Annotated in this window: 16 protein-coding genes; 9 read left to right on the top strand and 7 right to left on the bottom strand. The window is 72.7% G+C overall.

The annotated features are described in order from the left end of the window. Positions 1-7 precede the first annotated feature (7 nt). Both ACIQU3_RS22670 and ACIQU3_RS22665 read left to right on the top strand, forming a co-directional pair. Entirely contained in the window at positions 8-1669 is a 1662-nt protein-coding gene (locus tag ACIQU3_RS22670; RefSeq protein ID WP_403927416.1) for an amidohydrolase, read from the top strand. 50 nt (positions 1670-1719) lie between these two features. Next, positions 1720-2469: a hypothetical protein gene (locus ACIQU3_RS22665; protein WP_403927414.1), complete on the top strand. Its 750-nt coding sequence runs from the start codon at positions 1720-1722 to the stop codon at positions 2467-2469. A 12-nt stretch (positions 2470-2481) separates the two neighbouring features. Here the strand turns inward: ACIQU3_RS22665 and ACIQU3_RS22660 are convergent, their stop codons facing one another. Further along, positions 2482-3996 carry an MFS transporter gene (locus ACIQU3_RS22660; RefSeq protein WP_403735527.1) on the bottom strand — a complete coding sequence of 505 codons (1515 nt, stop codon included), beginning with the start codon at positions 3994-3996 and terminating at the stop codon, positions 2482-2484. Positions 3997-4230: 234 nt separating this feature from the next. Here ACIQU3_RS22660 and proP point away from each other — a divergent pair, with 234 nt between their 5' ends. The 3 genes from proP to ACIQU3_RS22645 all read left to right on the top strand — a co-directional run bounded on the left by proP (position 4231) and on the right by ACIQU3_RS22645 (position 6571). Continuing rightward, positions 4231-5727 carry a glycine betaine/L-proline transporter ProP gene (gene proP / locus ACIQU3_RS22655; protein ID WP_403927412.1) on the top strand — a complete coding sequence of 499 codons (1497 nt, stop codon included), beginning with the start codon at positions 4231-4233 and terminating at the stop codon, positions 5725-5727. A 115-nt stretch (positions 5728-5842) separates the two neighbouring features. Next, positions 5843-6256: an SRPBCC family protein gene (locus tag ACIQU3_RS22650; protein WP_403735531.1), complete on the top strand. Its 414-nt coding sequence runs from the start codon at positions 5843-5845 to the stop codon at positions 6254-6256. Between the two features lie 6 nt (positions 6257-6262). Then, positions 6263-6571 carry a hypothetical protein gene (locus tag ACIQU3_RS22645; RefSeq protein WP_403735534.1) on the top strand — a complete coding sequence of 103 codons (309 nt, stop codon included), beginning with the start codon at positions 6263-6265 and terminating at the stop codon, positions 6569-6571. Positions 6572-6683: 112 nt separating this feature from the next. On the opposite strand, the gene ACIQU3_RS22640 is transcribed toward ACIQU3_RS22645, so the two are convergent. Then, positions 6684-7157: a MarR family winged helix-turn-helix transcriptional regulator gene (locus tag ACIQU3_RS22640; RefSeq protein ID WP_403927409.1), complete on the bottom strand. Its 474-nt coding sequence runs from the start codon at positions 7155-7157 to the stop codon at positions 6684-6686. Positions 7158-7220: 63 nt separating this feature from the next. Between ACIQU3_RS22640 and ACIQU3_RS22635 the strand changes: the two genes are divergently transcribed. Then, positions 7221-8060 (top strand): alpha/beta fold hydrolase, encoded by an 840-nt coding sequence (locus ACIQU3_RS22635; protein ID WP_403735539.1) that lies wholly within the window; start codon positions 7221-7223, stop codon positions 8058-8060. Positions 8061-8084: 24 nt separating this feature from the next. On the opposite strand, the gene ACIQU3_RS22630 is transcribed toward ACIQU3_RS22635, so the two are convergent. The 3 genes from ACIQU3_RS22630 to ACIQU3_RS22620 all read right to left on the bottom strand — a co-directional run bounded on the left by ACIQU3_RS22630 (position 8085) and on the right by ACIQU3_RS22620 (position 10206). Continuing rightward, entirely contained in the window at positions 8085-9266 is a 1182-nt protein-coding gene (locus ACIQU3_RS22630; protein ID WP_403735542.1) for a Rieske 2Fe-2S domain-containing protein, read from the bottom strand. A gap of 148 nt (positions 9267-9414) precedes the next feature. Then, positions 9415-9597, bottom strand: coding sequence for a hypothetical protein (locus ACIQU3_RS22625; RefSeq protein ID WP_403927406.1), 183 nt, complete (start codon positions 9595-9597; stop codon positions 9415-9417). A gap of 78 nt (positions 9598-9675) precedes the next feature. Beyond that, a complete protein-coding gene (locus ACIQU3_RS22620) occupies positions 9676-10206 on the bottom strand; it encodes a GNAT family N-acetyltransferase (protein WP_403735549.1) in 531 nt (176 codons plus the stop codon). Between the two features lie 179 nt (positions 10207-10385). Between ACIQU3_RS22620 and ACIQU3_RS22615 the strand changes: the two genes are divergently transcribed. Next, on the top strand, positions 10386-10862 hold the full coding sequence (locus ACIQU3_RS22615; RefSeq protein ID WP_403927403.1) for an SRPBCC family protein: 477 nt from the start codon (positions 10386-10388) through the stop codon (positions 10860-10862). A gap of 101 nt (positions 10863-10963) precedes the next feature. Here the strand turns inward: ACIQU3_RS22615 and ACIQU3_RS22610 are convergent, their stop codons facing one another. Next, positions 10964-12682, bottom strand: a complete 1719-nt coding sequence (locus ACIQU3_RS22610; RefSeq protein ID WP_403735554.1) for a SpoIIE family protein phosphatase — start codon at positions 12680-12682, stop codon at positions 10964-10966. A 178-nt stretch (positions 12683-12860) separates the two neighbouring features. Then, positions 12861-13706 (bottom strand): endonuclease/exonuclease/phosphatase family protein, encoded by an 846-nt coding sequence (locus ACIQU3_RS22605; RefSeq protein ID WP_403735557.1) that lies wholly within the window; start codon positions 13704-13706, stop codon positions 12861-12863. A 241-nt stretch (positions 13707-13947) separates the two neighbouring features. Here ACIQU3_RS22605 and ACIQU3_RS22600 point away from each other — a divergent pair, with 241 nt between their 5' ends. Then, positions 13948-14643 carry a GAF and ANTAR domain-containing protein gene (locus ACIQU3_RS22600; RefSeq protein WP_403735560.1) on the top strand — a complete coding sequence of 232 codons (696 nt, stop codon included), beginning with the start codon at positions 13948-13950 and terminating at the stop codon, positions 14641-14643. A 376-nt stretch (positions 14644-15019) separates the two neighbouring features. Next, the gene (locus ACIQU3_RS22595; RefSeq protein ID WP_403927400.1) at positions 15020-15223 is read left to right on the top strand and encodes a hypothetical protein; all 204 of its coding nucleotides are present in this window, start codon (positions 15020-15022) and stop codon (positions 15221-15223) included. Positions 15224-15243: the final 20 nt, after the last annotated feature.

Here is a 15243-nt window from a genome sequence, read left to right as displayed (position 1 = left end):
CACCCCCATGACGCACCCCCCTGTCCCGGGACCCGCCGACCTCGTGTTCACCGGCGGCCCCGTGCACACCGTCGACCCGGCCCGCAGCCGCGCCACCTCGGTGGCCGTGCGCGGCGGGCGGATCGTCGCCATCGGCCACGACGAGGTGCGCGAGCTGATCGGGCCGCGCACCGAGGTCGTCGACCTCGCCGGGAAACTGCTGCTTCCGGGCTTCCAGGACGCCCATGTGCACCCGATGGGCGCGGGCCTCGAACTCGGCCTGTGCCACCTCGGCGACACCACCGACGCGGAGGCCTACCTGCGCAGGATCGCCGCGTACGCGGCCGAGCACCCGGACGTCGACTGGATCACCGGGGGCGGCTGGTCCCTGGAGGCGTTCCCCGGCGGCTCCCCCACGGCCGCCGCCCTCGACGCGATCGTCCCGGACCGGCCCGTCTTCCTGCCCAACCGGGACCACCACGGCGCCTGGGTCAACAGCCGGGCCCTGGAGCGCGCCGGCATCGACGCCCGGACTCCCGACCCCGTCGACGGGCGGATCGAGCGGGACGCCGAGGGCAACCCCACCGGGATGCTCCAGGAGGGCGCCGTCCACCTGGTGGGCCGGCTGGTGCCGGATCCCACGCCGGAGGAGCAGCTGGCCGGGCTGCTGCGGGCCCAGGCCGTGCTGCACTCCCACGGCGTCACCGCCTGGCAGGACGCCATCGTCGGCACCTACGCCAACCTGACCGACCCGGCCCCGGCCTATCTGGCGGCCCTGGAGCGGGGCCTGCTCACCGCGCGGGTCGTCGGCGCGCTGTGGTGGGACCGTGAGCGCGGTGCCGAACAGATCGGTGAACTCGTCGCCCGGAGGCAGGAGTTGAGCCGGGACCGGTTCCGGACCGGCACAGTGAAGATCATGCAGGACGGCATCGCCGAGAACCACACCGCCGCCATGCTGTCCCCCTACCTGACCGGCTGCGGCTGCACCTCGGACAACAGCGGCATCAGCTTCGTCGAGCCGGGCGAGCTGCGGAAGTACGTCACCGAACTGGACACGCACGGCTTCCAGGTCCACTTCCACGCGCTGGGCGACCGTGCGGTGCGCGAGGCGCTCGACGCCGTGGAGGCCGCCCGGGCCGCCGGCGGCGACCGCGGCACGCGGCACCACCTGGCGCACCTCCAGGTCGTTCACCCCGACGACCTGCCGCGTTTTCGCGCACTGGGGGCGAGCGCGAACCTGCAGATGCTGTGGGCGGCCCACGAACCGCAGATGGACGAGCTGACCCTGCCCTTCCTGGGCGCGGAACGCGGCGCGTGGCAGTACCCCTTCGGGGATCTGCTGCGGGCCGGTGCCACCCTCGCCGCCGGGAGCGACTGGCCCGTCAGCAGCCCCGATCCGCTCCAGGCCATCCATGTCGCCGTCAACCGCGTCTCCCCCGAGGCGCCCGCCGGCACCCCGGCCTTCTTCCCGGAGCAGCGCCTCGACCTGGGCACCGCCATCGCCGCGTACACCGCGGGCAGCGCCCATGTGAACCACCTGGACGACCTCGCCGGCAGCATCACCGTCGGCAAGGCGGCCGATCTGGCCGTCCTCGACCGCGACCCGTTCGCCGGTCCGCCCGAGGAGATCGCGGCGACCCGGGTCCTGGAGACCTTCGTGGAGGGCAGGCGGGTCCACACCGTCGGCTGACGCGTGGTGCAATGCTCCGGGAACAGACGTACCAAGGGGGCTGAGGCGCGGTGGGGTCGTCGGGGGGCGAGGCCGTGCGGTCCGTGGTGTGGGTGCTGATCGCCCTCGTGGTACTCGGCGTCGGAGCGGCCTCGGCCCTCCAGGTCAGCGGCGCGCTGGAGCGGGAGCGGGAGTACCGCGCCGCGCCGGTCTGCGCCGCCGTCCCCGTCACGGCGTCGGGGTGCGTGTGGGAGCAGGAGTTCACCGTCCGGAGCGCCGCCATGAACCACGGCGAGTCCCCGGAGGCGGAACTGGTGCTGCCGTCCGGCAAGCCGTGGCAGGTGACGTTCCTGCGCACCGAGCCCGTGATGTCCGAGATGGAGCCGCACGAGAAGGTCGTCGGCGTGATCTGGCACGGTCAGGTCGTCGAGGTGCGGGACGCCGAGGGGCGACGGCAGCAGACGTCCGACGGGCCGCTGGGATGGCCGGAGGACCGGCTGGGCGGCGCGCTGGCCGGCCTCTCGTTCGGTCTGGCGGCCCTGGCGGGCGGTGTGTGGCCGCTCGTCGCGCGGGGCGAGCCGCGTCACGTGGCGGCGGCGAAGACGGTGCGCCGGCACGGCATCGCCCTGGGCGGCACGGCGATCCTGACGCTCTGGGCGCAGACGGCCAACGACTGGCCGCTGTGGGCCATCCTGGCGATCTGGGGGCCGCTCGCGCTGCTGATCCTGGCGTCCATGGCGGCTTTCGCCCTCGGCGCGCTGCGCGGTGAGCTGGACGACGGCCCGCCCGCCCGGCGGGATCCGCAGCCGCAGGTCCCGTGAGCGCGGAGGGGCTCAGCTCTGCCGGGCGTGCACGGGACTGTGGGCGACATCGTCCGGGCAGGGGCGGTGCGGCTCCCGCGAGCGCCGGTCGCGCCGCCAGTCGTAGGCCGCGAGGGCCAGGGACGCGGCCATGCCGACGATCCCGGCCGCCATCGCGAGGAAGAGGGCACCCCTGATGTCGTCGCTCCTGCTGCCGAGCACCAGGTAGTAGAGGCCGGGCAGGGCGGCGGTGCCCACCGCGGCGCCGAGCCGCTGACCGGTCTGGAGGGCGCCGCCCGCCGCTCCCGCCATGTGCACGGGCACGTCGCGCAGCGTCATGGTGATGTTGGGTGAGATCACGCACCCGCCGCCCAGCCCGCCGACGAACATGACGGGGGCCGCGATCCAGGGGGCGATGTCCAGGGGCGCGAAGCGCAGCAGCAGCGCGGTGCCGCCCAGCCCGAGGATCACGCCCGTGAGCCCGCCGACGGTGAGCAGGCGGCCGAGCCGGTCCACCAGCCGTCCGGAGACGGCGGCCGCGCAGGCCGAGCCGAGGGCGAAGGGGGTGACGGCGAGGCCCGACTCGAGCGGGGAGAAGCCGAGACCGTGCTGGTAGAAGAGGGCGAAGACCAGCCAGACGCCGCTGAAGCCGATGAAGTAGAGCGTGCCGACGCCCGCGCCGATGGCATAACCGCGGACGGTGGTGAACAACCGGGGGTCGAGCAGCGGCTGGGTGCCGCGGTCCACGAGGCGGCGCTGCCGGCGGCTGAAGGCGAAGAGGAGTCCGGCCCCGACCGGGAACAGCCACCAGAGCCGAGCCAGGCCGCCGGTCTCGGCCTGGACCAGCGGATACATGAGCGCGAGCACGCCGAGGCCGAGCAGCGCCACGCCGGGCAGGTCGACGTGTTCCCGGCCGGAGCGCGGGGTGCGGGGCAGCAGGCGGCGGCCGAGGAGGACCGCGAGGATGCCGATGGGCACGTTGACGTAGAAGATCCACCGCCACCCCTGGGCTCCGTCGGCCAGGGCGAGGATCAGGCCGCCGGTGAGGGGGCCGACGGCTGAGGAGATGCCGACGGTGGCGCCGAAGAAGCCGAAGGCGCGGCCGCGTTCGCCGCCCCGGAACATCTGCTGGATGAGCGCCGAGTTCTGCGGGGCCATGAAGCCGGCCGCCAGGCCCTGGGCGAGCCGGGCCACCACCAGCAAGGTGATGTTCGGGGCGGCGCCGCAGGCGGCGCTGAAGAGCACGAAGGCGCTGAGGGCGACGAGAAAGATGCGCCGCCGGTCCAGGGCGTCGCCGAGGCGGCCGGCGGTGACGAGGGCGAGGCCGAAGGAGAGGGCGTAGCCGGACACCACCCACTGCACCTCGGCGGCGGAGGCGTGCAGCTGCTGCTGGACGGTGGGCAGGGCGACGGCCACGATCGAGACGTCCAGCAGGCTCATGAAGCCGGCCACCAGGGTGACCCACAGCGCCCGCCAGCGGTTCGGGTCGGGCTCGTACCCGTCCTCCTGCGTTCCCCGGTCGTGGCCGCCCGCCGCTGACGCTGTCACTTGGGCTCCTCTCACCAGGCACGCACCCGGCGGACCAAGTTCCCCCACCGGGGCCCGGGCACACGCCCGTCTCCGAGATCCTCCCGGACGGCACGGTGGGCCGCCTCTCGCCCCTGACCACCCGTACCTCACCTTCCGTGATCTACCGGACGCCGCGCGAAGGAGCCAGTTTGAGCGCGCGAGATCTGTGCAGGCGTTGTGCTTGGGAATGCGACCGGCGAAAGGAACCACGTGATGGCGGCGACCGACAACGACGAGTCGGTGGATCCCGCGGCGGTGAGACGACACCGGGTGCTGTTCCGGGCGGTCGAGAAACGACGTCACCCGAAGCTGCGCCGCAGCGACATCACGGTGACCGACGAGGCGGCGGTCAAGCGCGCCACCAAGGCCGCCGCCCTCGGCAACGCGATGGAGTGGTACGACTTCGGCATCTACAGCTATCTGGCGTCGACCATCGGGCGGGTGTTCTTCCCGTCCGGCAGCGACACGGCCCAGTTGCTCGGCTCTTTCGCGACCTTCGCGGTGGCCTTCCTGGTGCGTCCGCTCGGCGGCATGGTCTTCGGGCCGCTCGGGGACAAGGTCGGCCGCAAGCGTATCCTCTCCCTCACAATGATCATGATGGCGGTGGGAACCTTCGCCATCGGGCTGGTCCCCTCACACGCCGTGATCGGGCTGTGGGCGCCCGCCCTGCTGATCTTCTTCCGGCTGGTGCAGGGCTTCTCGACCGGCGGCGAGTACGGGGGTGCCTCGACGTTCATCGCCGAGTACGCGCCCGACAAGCGGCGCGGCTTCTTCGGCAGCTTCCTGGAGCTCGGCACGCTCGCCGGCTACGTCGGGGCGTCCGGCCTCGTCGTCGTCCTGCAGATGCTCCTCAGCGAGGACCAGATGCTGTCGTGGGGCTGGCGCGTGCCGTTCCTGGTCGCGGCCCCGCTCGGTCTCATCGGCCTCTACCTGCGGCTCAAGCTGGACGAGACGCCCGCCTTCCAGAAGTTGGAGGGCGGGCAGGCCAAGGCGGGCGAGGCGGCCGACACCGTGGAGACCTCGGCGGCCGCCGACCTCGGCAAGATCTTCATCCGGTACTGGCGGCCGCTGCTGGTGTGCCTCGCGCTGGTCGCGGCGTACAACATCACCGACTACATGCTGCTGTCGTACATGCCGACGTACCTGTCCGACGAACTGGGCTACGGCACCCATCACGGGCTGCTGATCCTGCTCGTCGTGATGGTGCTGCAGATGTGCGTCATCAACCGGGTCGGGCAACTCTCGGACCGCTTCGGGCGCAAGCCGCTGCTGATGGCCGGCATGCTCGGCTTCCTGTTCCTGTCCCTGCCGTCGTTCCTTCTCATCCGGCAGGGCAGCGTCGCACTCATCACCCTGGGTCTGCTGCTGATGGGGCTCTCACTGGTGGCGATGCTCGGCACCATGTCGGCGGCGCTCCCGGCGATCTTCCCGACGCAGGTGCGCTACGGCTCGCTCTCGGTGGCCTACAACCTGGCGACCTCGGTCTTCGGCGGTACGACACCGCTGGTGATCACTGCCCTGATCAGTGCCTTCGACTCGACGCTGATGCCCGCGTACTACGCCACGGGCGCGGCGGTCGTCGGTGTCATCGCGGTGCTGTGCATGCGCGAGACCGCCAACAAGCCCCTGGCCGGCTCCCCGCCGTCCGTGGAGACGCAGGCGGAGGCGGAGGAACTCGTCCAGGCGCAGACCCCGCGACCCAGGTTCTGACCGGCCGGTGGAAGGCCCCGTCCGCACGCGTGCGGACGGGGCCTTTCGCGATTGGGCCCGGGCCGGGACGGGAACCCGGTGCGCGCTGTGACCCCGAGGTGAGGCCGGTAAGGCGATGACCGAGTACGAACGTTCCCGCACGATGCCCGCCCAGCCCGAGCATGTCTTCGACGAGGCCGCGAACGTCGGCCGGCTGGACAGCTGGCTGCCGGAGGCCCTCCATGTGGAGGCCGGGGAGCTGCCGGCCGTCACCGTGCACGAGGACCGCACCGACGAGGACACCTCCGCCCTGCTGCGCGCCCGGCCGGAGCAGATGCGGCTCGAGTGGGGCACCCGCGACCAGGGCGGCTACGCGGGCTGGCTCCAGGTCGCCGGGCTCGACGGCGGAGCCAGTGAGGTGACCGTGCACCTGTCGTTCTTCGAGCAGGGCCACGACCCCGGCGAGCAGGCCGTCGCCGACGCGCTGGAGACCAGCCTGCGGCGGCTGGAGGAGCAGGTGCGGCTGCGCGTCGACCACGCGGCCGGCTGACCGGCCATGGCGCGCGCGAAGCTGTACGCCGTGGCGGCGTCCGGGCAGTGGACCGACGAGGAGGAGGGTCGGCGCCGGCTGCCCTCCGGTGAGGTGCACGCCTGGGAGCCGGGCCGCAACGAGACGGTCTGCGGCCTGTCCCTCAGCCGCTCCCGGCTGGAGCGCTTCCCGCACGTGGGCTGGCCGGACACCTTCCCGGAGTCCGGCGGCGCCGCGGACCGGGTACGGCGCCAGTGCCCGCGCTGCGCCTCGGTGGCCGGCCGCCGGGGGCTGGACGCCCGCCCGCGGTGGCGCCGCACCCGTCCCCGCCCGTGAGGGCCGGCGGACAGGGTCGAACGCGAGCCCCTGCCGTTGGTCGCGCGGGCGGGGCCGTCGCTACGATTCAGGGCCGTCTCACCGGCCGGCTCGCGCGGGCGGGGCCGTCACGTCAGGCGGAGCCGTCCTGCCGGCCGCTTCGCCCCGCTGCGGCGACGTCACGCATGGCCAGCAGGAAGCGCCGCACCGCGGCCAGTTCCGTCTCGTCGAAGGACCGCATCGCGCCGACCATCTCGTGGATCAGCGGTCCGAAGAAGGACCAGCCCAGCCGGACGGCCTCCTCCTGCACCACCAGCAGCACACGCCGGCGGTCCTCGGTGTCCCGTTCCCGGCGGACCAGCCCCAGCCGCTCCAGCCGGTCGATCAGGGCCGTGGTCGACGCCGAGTTGACGCCGAGCTTCGCACCGAGCCACCCCGGCGTGGCCCGCACGCCCTCCCGGCCGGCGTCGAGCAGATGGATCAACGCCCTCACGTCCGTGGGATGGAGTCCGTTGCGGCCGGCGAACTCGGCCGCGAACAGGTCCAGTTCCATGGTCACGGACCGCAGCAGATGGACCAGTCGCAGACCGGGATCCTGGTCGTCCATGCTTCACTCCCCTAATATCTCGTTGGTCGAGAATATCGGTGGGCGAGGCACCTGGGGGCGGACATGGAGGACACGGCAGCGTTCCGCACGGCGTACGACGCCGTCCTGCGGCGGTGGCCGGTGGAGGTGCGCGGCGTCGACGTCGCCACCCCCTACGGCAGTACCCGGGTGCAGATCTGCGGGCGCGCGGACGGCATTCCACTCGTCCTGCTGCCCGGCGGCGGGACCACCTCGGCTTCCTGGTTCGCCAACGTCGGGGCCCTGGCCGCCACCCATCGCGTGCACGCTGTCGACCTCATGGGCGACATCGGCCGCAGCGTGCACGACGGAGCACCGCTGCGGGGCGCCGCCGACCTTGTGGCCTGGCTCGACGCTGTCCTCGACCAGCTGAAACTGGACGGCGTGCACCTGTGCGGCCATTCCTACGGCGCCTGGATCGCCCTCGCCCAGGCGCTGCACGCGCCCCATCGGGTCGGCCGGCTCGCGTTGCTCGACCCGGTCAACTGCTTCACCGGCATGAGCCCGCGCTACCTGGCGCACGCACTGCCGATGCTGGTGCGGCCGACCGCGGACCGGGTGCGGGCCTTCCACCGGTGGGAGAGCGGCCGTGATCCGGAGGATCCGGTGTGGCGGGCGTTCCTGGGGAGTACCGCCGGCGCCCGGCGGTCGAAGGTCGTGGCCATGCGGCGCCCCAGGGCACAGGACCTCGCGGCGTGCACCGTCCCGGCCCTGGTGCTCCTGGCCGGCCGCAGCCGTGCCCACGACGCGCGGCGTGCGGCGGCCGCCGCACGCCGGCTCCTGCCCACGGCGAGCGTCATCACGCTGCCGGGCGCCTCGCACCACTCCCTCCCCACCGAACGACCCGCCGAACTCAACCGGGTGCTGGGGGACTTCCTCACCTGAACCGCACCGCTGCGCGTGCGATCGCTAGGGGGCGCCCGTCACCGCCGCCGGACCGTGGTCCCGCCCGCTGCACAGCGAGGCGGCGCCGCACGCGCCGGCCCCGGGGCGGATCGGAACGCCGTTGGTGCGCAGCACCTCGCGGACGTCCAGGATCAGGGAGAAGACCTCGCGGTTGCGGTCCTGTCCCTGCTCGTCCCAGGCCCGCTGCTCGGCCTCGACGGCCATCCGGTCCTCGGCGAACACCCGTTCCGTGAAGCGCCTGATGAGGGGCCAGGCCAGTTGCAGGGCACCGGGGACGCGCGGCTTCTCGATCATGAGCAGGCCGAACGTGTGGCACCGGCGCTGCGCGGCGTCCTCGGGCACGTACGCGACCCAGAGGCGGAAGGCCGGCCGCTCGGCGTTCTCCGGGACCAGGTCGAGAGTCTGGTAGGGGTACTCGGTGCGGATCGTCATCACGTCGCGGGAGTCGCTGCCGCCGATGCCCTCGGCGGCCAGCAGGCTGGCCCCGCGGTTCCGCTTGCCCCCGGTGTGGCTGAACAGGTACCTGGCCTCGACCGACCGTTCGTCGGTGCGGGAGTCGAGCAGTTCGGGGTGGAGTCTGCCGACCACGCCCCGGTGCAGGAACTGGTGGTTCATGTCGAGCAGGTTCTCGTGCATGAACGAGTAGTGGCAGCGCACGGTACGGGAGTACGTCATCGTCCTGTACCGCGGGGAGCCGAACGCCGGCAGGTCGGGCAGCGGGGTGGCGGTGGCCCTGTCCGGATCGCCGGGGAACACGAACACCAGGCCGTAGGCCTCGCGCACCGGGTAGCCGCGCACCCCGCGCGGCGGGCGGCCGTCGCCCTTGGAGAGGTACGGGATCTGCGAGATGCGGCCGTCACCGCGGTAGGCCCACGCGTGGTAGCAGCAGCGGAGTGTCTCGCCCTCCACGACGCCCATGCTCAGCGGCACCTGGCGGTGTGCGCACCGGTCCTCCAGGGCGTACACGGAGCCGCTTACCCCGCGGTAGAGCGCGATGCGCTCCCCGGCGAACGCCGTCGCGAACGCCCGCCCGGTCCGCACGTTCTTCGACAGGGCGACCGGGTACCAGTGGTCCGGGTTCGCCCCGACACGCCGGAGGTCGACCATGCCCGTCCTCGGGTCCCGGTGTTCCGCGGGCCAGTCGGCCCCGGCAGAGAAGGCCCCGGCCTCGTCGGTCTCGGTCATACCTCTCCCTCGCGCGTACCGGCAGCGGACAGCCGCGCGTCCCACCAGGCAGCACACGGAGCTGCCGGCGCGGGCACCCGGCACCGCCCATCCTCACCGCGCCGCACCGCACGCGCCCTGCCCGGCGCGTACGGACGGGTGAGCCGGGTCAACGGCCGATCGCGGGCAGACCGGCCGGGCCCGTGTCGAGCACGATGCGGTCGACGGCCTCCCGCAGGGCGCCGTCGGCACCGATGACGGTCTCGACGCCGCCGGGCAGCAGGTCCGGTTCCCGGTGCCACGCACGCAGGTGCATCATCACGAGAGGGGGCTGCGCGGTCCCCACCCTCACTGTGGCCTCCTGCGGCGGTGAGTGACGGTGTCCCGGATCCGCACCGACGACCCCGCGGACCGGCCCCCGCGCTGCCCCTCAGGCCCGCAGCAGTCCACCGACCCACCAGTCGTGCGGTTCGCCGTCGTTGGCGATGCCACGGCTGCGCAGCGTCCCTTCGAGGGTGAAGCCCAGTCTCTCGGCGACGGCACGTGAGCCGGTGTTGCCGGTCATGGCCCACCATTCGATGCGGTGGACGTCGAGGGTGGCCCACCCCCAGTCGCACAGCGCCCTCGCCGCCTCGACCGAATAGCCCCGGCCGCGCTGCTCCTTGACCGCCCAGTAGCCGAGCTCGTAGACACCCGCGCTCACCTTGGTCAGGCAGTACGAGCCGACCAGCGCCGCGGTGTCCTTGCGGAACGCCCCGAGGACGTAGTCCTTGTCGAGGGCCCAGCCCTGGGGCCACTCCTCGCGGACCCGCTGCTCGGCGTCCGGCCGCCCGAAGGGCACCGGTACCGGCGTGTAGAACTGGATGTCCTCGTCCTGACAGGCGTCGTACACCGCGTCCACGTCGCCCGGCCCGAAGGGCCTCAGCACCAGACGCCCGGTCTCAAGTGTCACTGGTTCCACCGCGTCAGTATGTGCGTCGCACCGGACCCCGCGACAGCGAATATCGCCGTGCGGTGCGCCCTGTCGCGGTGCTCTGCGGGTGCCTGAGCCGTGGCACCCGCCTAGGGTGCGAGGGGACGTCCCGTGACGGGCGGCGGCCGTCGCTGCGCCGGTTCCCCGAGAGAAGGAGCGTGGTCGGTGTGGCCCGGAACCGCAGGCTGATCCTGAGTTCGCCGTCCGAGGTCTGGGACCTGCTGTCGGACGGCCACCGCTACGGTGAGTGGGTCTCCGGCACGCAACAGGTCACCGCCGCCGACCCGCACTGGCCCGAGGTGGGCGCCCGCCTGCAAGTCCGCGTCGGCCTTGGCCCGTTGGTCCTGGACGACACCTGCGTCGTACGCATCTGTGAGCCGGGGCGCCGTCTGGAACTCGAAGCCAAGGCGGCCCCCTTCGGCGCGGCGCGCATCGCCATGCATCTGATCCCGTGGGGCGAGCACACCCTCTTCGTCCTCGACTGGCACCCCCTGCGGGGCCCCGGCATCCGGATGCACGGGCTCCCGGTGGACTATCTGGTCTCGATCCGCAACGGCATGATGCTGACGAAGCTGGCCCGCATCGCCGTACGCGAGCATCGCGACGGCGTGGGCAGCGTGACGCAGAGCGCTCGGGGCGGATGAGGAGGACGGAAGGCCGGGGGGTCGGGGGCAGGTCCCGGGACGTCAAGCGGCGCGTCGCGGGCGGCCGGAGTCGTCGGCCGCCGGCGTGCGATCCGTCCCGGTCAGCCGATGGGGACGCGCACGGCCAGGACGGCGACGTCGTCGTCGTTGCCCGCGGGGCGGACGCGGCGCAGGAGTTGGTCGGTGAACGAGGCGAGGGGCCGGTGGGCCAGGGCGGCGGCGTGCTGGCGCAGCCGTTCCAGCCCCTCGTCGAGGGTGCGGCGGGGCGCTTCGATGAGGCCGTCCGTGTAGAGCACCAGGGTGGAGCCGGGCGGGAGTTGCGCCGTGGCGTCCGGGCGCCGGGTGCCGGTCTGGGTGCCCAGCAGGATGCCGTGCCCCTCGGTGAGGTAGCGGGCCAGGCCGTCCCTGCTGATCAGCAGCGGCGGAGGATGGCCGGCGTTGGTCCAGGACAACTGCCAGTGGCCGTCGTCGGCCGGTTCGACCCGGGCGAAGATCGTCGTGGCCATGTCGACGTCGGTGATGTGCTGGATCGCCTCGTCGAGCCGCTCGACTATCCGGCTGGGCGGCTCGTGCTGGGACCAGGCGTAGGCCCTGAGCATGTTGCGGACCTGCGCCATGCCGGCCGCCGCCTCCAGGTCGTGGCCGACGACGTCGCCGATGGCGAGGGCGGTGGAGGCGTCGGCCAGGGGGAAGGCGTCGTACCAGTCGCCGCCGACCTGGGAGGCGTCGGGTGCGGGCAGGTAGCGGACGGTCATCTCCAGACCGGAGAGGCTCGGCATCTGCGGCAGCAGGTGGTTCTGCATGGTCTCGGCGACCTTGCGCTGACGCTGGTAGAGGCGGGCGTTGTCCAGCGCGAGGCCGGCCCGGCGCGCGATGTCCTCGATCAGGGGGAGGTCCGCGGGTGTGAAGGCCGCCGGGTTCTCGCCGCGGCCCAGGGTCAGCGCTCCCAGGACGGCGCGGGTGCTGCGGATGGGCGCGATGGCCGCGGAGTGCATTCCCGTGACGTCGAACAGGCGGCGCTGCTCGACCGCGATGCCGGAGTCCGGCGCTCCCTGGTAGGTCTGCGGGCCGGCCAGGTTGGAGGCGACCCCGCGCAGGGCTTTGGACAGGGGCATCGGGGATTCCTCGGGGATGGGCGGCATCGGTCCCCCGAGGTCCTCGTGGTACGTGAGCGTCTCGCCGTCGGCGTGGACCACGACGGTGCGCCACACCTCGTCACGCTCGGTGATCAGGTCGACGATCACCCAGTCGGCCAGGCGGGGCAGGACCAGGGTCACCAGCCGCCGCAGCGCCTCGTCGACGTCGAGTGTGGAGGTCAGCTGGGCGGTGGTCTCGGCCAGGAGGGCGAGCCGTGCCAGCTCCGACAGCGGCCGGGCCACCGGCTCCGGTTGCGGCTCGGTCCGGAGCGCGGGGTCGGGGACGTGGAAGATGACGAGCGTGCCGCCGTGACGGTCACCGCTGTCGTACGGCGTGATCAGCCAGGATATGCCCAGCACGGTGCCGTCGGCGTGGGCGAAGTAGTCCTCGTCGCCCTGGGCGGTGCGCCCGGCGTGGAAGGCCTGCCGCATGGCGCACTGGGTTCTCGGCAGGGGCTGCCCCTGCGGGCCGCGGTGCAGCAGGTCGTGCGCGTCGTGTCCGATCAGGTCTGCGGCGGGACGGCCCAGGATCTGCTCGGCGTGGGCGTTCACGGCGATGATGCAGCCCTGCTCGTCCACGATGTAGGCGCCGGCACCGATGGCGTCCAGCGGTACGGCGGGCGCGATGGACGCTGTCGGCGCGGACGGCCCGTGAGCGGTCTCCGTGTGCTGCGGCCCCGCCATCGCGGCCTCCCTGCTGATCCGGCCGGCGTCCCGTTCGCCGGCATGTCCTGCTTGCTCGCCCTCCCCGTATTCCCAGACGGGGGGAGATTCCACGCGGCACAGCGACATCACTGCGACCTGCGACCCGTGCACGCAGCTGACCTGCGGTTTCTGGGCAGCCGACAGACCGGTCGGACCGTCACGTCACGTCGACGTCGGCGTGCAGCAGGCTGTGGTCGGAGTAGGGGGTGGGGTGCACACGGTGCCTGAGGGGGACGAGGCCTCGCAGGAAGACGTAGTCGAACTTGCTCTGCCAGTCGGTCGTCGGCCCGCAGCCGCCGGTGGGCGACGGACGGCACTGCGGGTCGGCGTCCGTGGCCAGCGCCCAGATGCCCGACAGTTCGGGGGCGTCCGGCACGGCGTTGAGGTCGCCGAGGAGGATCGCGCGGTCGTACCGGGCGACCGCCGATGCCAGCACGCGGGTCTGTTCGGCGCGGACGGTCTCCTGGCGCCGCTGGGCGAGATGGGTGTTGAAGACCCGGACGGGCCGGCCGTCCACCGTGGTGGTGACTGCCATGTAGCCGCGGTCCTCGGAGCCGCCGTCGGGATACTCCACGGCGACCCGGTCCGTCATCGGCGCGGCCGAGAGGATCGCCTGGCCGAAGGCTCCGGGACTCCACGGCGCGCCTCCGCAGCGGCCCCATTTGCGCAGCACGGAGCCGTACTCGACGTGGTAGACCAGCCCGTGCAGGTTCTCCAGGTACTCCCGGATCCTCTCGACGTCGCGCACGCACGCTTCCTGCAGGCCGATGACCTGGGGCGCGTACGCGGCGATCTCCGCGGCCTTGTCGACGTCGCTCGCCTCGCAGGGGTTGCAGATGTTCCATGTCATGACCCGGTTCGGCACGGTGTCCCGGGCGGCCACGGCGGGCTCCGCACCGGCGAAGAGGGCACCGTCGGGTGCGCTGGGGCCGATGAGCACCACACAGACCGCCAGCACGGCGCCCGCGAGCAACCGCCCGCCCGTGCGCATGTCCAGCACCATGGCCTCCTCACGGCGGACACGCCGGGCCTCCGGCGTCCCCAGGCACGAGGTTATGGGACGGGCGCGGCGGCAACACACCTGATGTGCGATCTCGTTGCCGCGGCCGGCACCCACGAGTGCTGCCCCCTCGGCCGGGGGACGGAGGGCCCGAGGCGCGCGCCACAATCCTGGCGCCTTCGGCGCCGAGGGGCCAGGCTGTGCGTAGGGTGGCCGTACTGGTGATCGACGCGGACGGTGACGCATGGACTGGCAGAAGTTCGCCGAGGAAATGGCCGTGCTGGCGCGGACCCTGCTGAAGCAGGACTCCGTGCAGCAGACGCTGGACGAGATCGCGGCGTCGGCCGTGCGGCTGGTGGACGGCTGTGAGGCGGCGGGGATTCTCGCCGTGCGCAAGGGCCGTGCCGTCACGCTGTCCTCGCACGGCGACATGGTCCAGGAGTCCGACCGTCTGCAGGGTGAGCTGGGTGAGGGGCCGTGCTTCGACCTCGCACGCCGCGCGGACGACGAGCGCGTGTTCCGGGTCGTGGACATGACGCAGCCGCAGCCGGACTGGCCCCGGTACGCCGAGGCCGCCCGCGAGCTGGGCATCGGCAGCATGACCGGGGTCCTGCTCTACACCCACGAACAGGACTTCGGCGCGCTCAACCTCTACGCCCGCCGCCCGGGCGCCTTCACGGAGGACATCGCTACGGCCGGCTGGCTGCTGGCCTCGCACGCCGCCGTCGCCCTCGCGGACGCCCGCACCATCGACCAGCTCGAACACGCCCTGGAGACCCGGCACGCCATCGGTGAGGCCATGGGCATCCTGATGGAACGCCACGGGATGAGCGACGAGGACGCCTTCAACGTGCTGCGCAACATCTCCCAGCACCACAACGTCAAGCTGCGCGACGTGGCCCAGCGGGTCCGGGACAAGCGCTCCGGCGACCAGGCCTGAGGGCTCAGACGCCCCGGACAGACATCCGATGTACGGAGAGGGCGAGCAGCCGTCCCGTAGCCTCCCCTGTCTGACGGATGCCCGCATGCAGGGCTTTTGCTGTCGACGCCCTGGACAAGCGGCGCGGCATCCCCGCTGATTCATCCCATGTCATCGGCGTTCGTCGCGTTGGATCCATCGGCGCCGGATACCTCCGTGTCCGAGGCCCCGCCCCTGGTCGACTCGCACCATCACGTGTGGGACCCGGCCCGGCGCCCGCAGCCCTGGCTGGACGAGTCCGGTCTGGAACCGAATCCGCCGCTCCTACGGTGTCGAGGAGCTGCGCAGGGCGGCGGTCCGGCCGGTCGTGGGCCGGTGGCTGACCCGTACGGTGCTCGTGCAGTGCATCGCGTCCCTGCCGGAGACGGCGGACCTGCTCGCCCTGGCCGACGAGGATCCGCTGATCGGCGCGGTCGTCGGCTGGACGGATCTCACGGCGGCCGATGCCGGGGACACGCTCGACGCGCTGCGCGCCGGCACCGGTGGCTCGTACCTGCGCGCCGTGCGACACCTGGTGCAGGAGGAGCCCGATCCGCGGTGACTGCAGCAGCCGGCCGTCGA

The organism is Streptomyces sp. NPDC101110, from assembly GCF_044759525.1.
Lineage (GTDB): Bacteria > Actinomycetota > Actinomycetes > Streptomycetales > Streptomycetaceae > Streptomyces.
This window is presented reverse-complemented; position numbering and strand designations above follow the sequence as displayed.